Raw genomic sequence first — 1034 nt, forward strand, 5'->3', positions numbered from 1 at the left:
TACGCGTTCATGGGGCGTGTGCACTCCCAGGCCTGGCGAAGTGTCGGCGCGTTCTTCGATCTGCCCGTGAGCCCGTCCATGACGGTGCTCGCGGGCAGGTCGCCCGAAGCGACCACCGCGGCAGCCGCCCAACTCGGCTGGGCCGCGGTGGAAACCGACTGGAAAAACCTGATCACCCGCGACGACGTGCAGATCGTCGACATCTGCACCCCCGGCGACTCCCACGCCGAGATCGCCATCGCCGCCCTGGCCGCCGGCAAACACGTCATCGTGGAAAAACCCCTGGCCAACACCGTCGCCGAAGCCGAAGCCATGGCAGCAGCCGCCGCCCAGGCCTCCGCCAAGGGGGTGCGCTCGATGGTCGCCTTCAACTACCGGCGCGTCCCCGCCGTCGCCCTGGCCCGCCAACTGGTCGAACAAGGCAGGATCGGCACCATCCGCCACGTCCGCGCCCAATACCTCCAGGACTGGATCACCGACCCGGACTTCCCCCTGGTCTGGCGCCTGCAAAAAGACAAAGCAGGATCCGGCGCCCTGGGCGACATCGGCGCCCACATCATCGACACCGCCCAATACATCACCGGCGACCTGCTCACCGGCGTCTCGGCCATCACCGAAACCTTCGTCAAACACCGCCCCCTGGCCGAAGCCTCCCAAGGCCTGGCCGCCAGCGGCAGCACCGAACAAGGCGAGGTGACCGTCGATGACACCGCGCTGTTCCTCGGCCGCTTCGCCGGCGGAGCCGTGGCCTCCTTCGAAGCCACCCGCTTCGCCTCCGGCCGCAAGAACTCCCTGCGCATCGAGATCAACGGCTCGGCCGGCTCGCTGTCCTTCGACTTCGAAGCCATGAACGAACTGTGGTTCCACGACCACACCCTGCCCGCGGAAGAAGCCGGCTTCCGTAAGATCCTCGTCACCGAGGCCGGGCACCCCTACGCCGGCGCCTGGTGGCCCCCCGGCCACGCACTCGGCTACGAACACGCCTTCACCCACGAAGTGAAGGACTTCCTGCAAGCCATCGCCACCGGCACCGA

Annotated in this window: 1 protein-coding gene; it reads left to right on the plus strand. The window is 67.9% G+C overall.

Annotated features, from left to right (window positions below; all coding sequences use genetic code 11):
* A partial coding sequence (locus tag Pka01_RS40440) for a Gfo/Idh/MocA family protein (protein ID WP_203888323.1) occupies positions 1-1034 on the plus strand: 1034 nt, incomplete at both ends.

It is taken from the genome of Planotetraspora kaengkrachanensis (assembly GCF_016862895.1).
GTDB classification, from domain to species: domain Bacteria; phylum Actinomycetota; class Actinomycetes; order Streptosporangiales; family Streptosporangiaceae; genus Planotetraspora; species Planotetraspora kaengkrachanensis.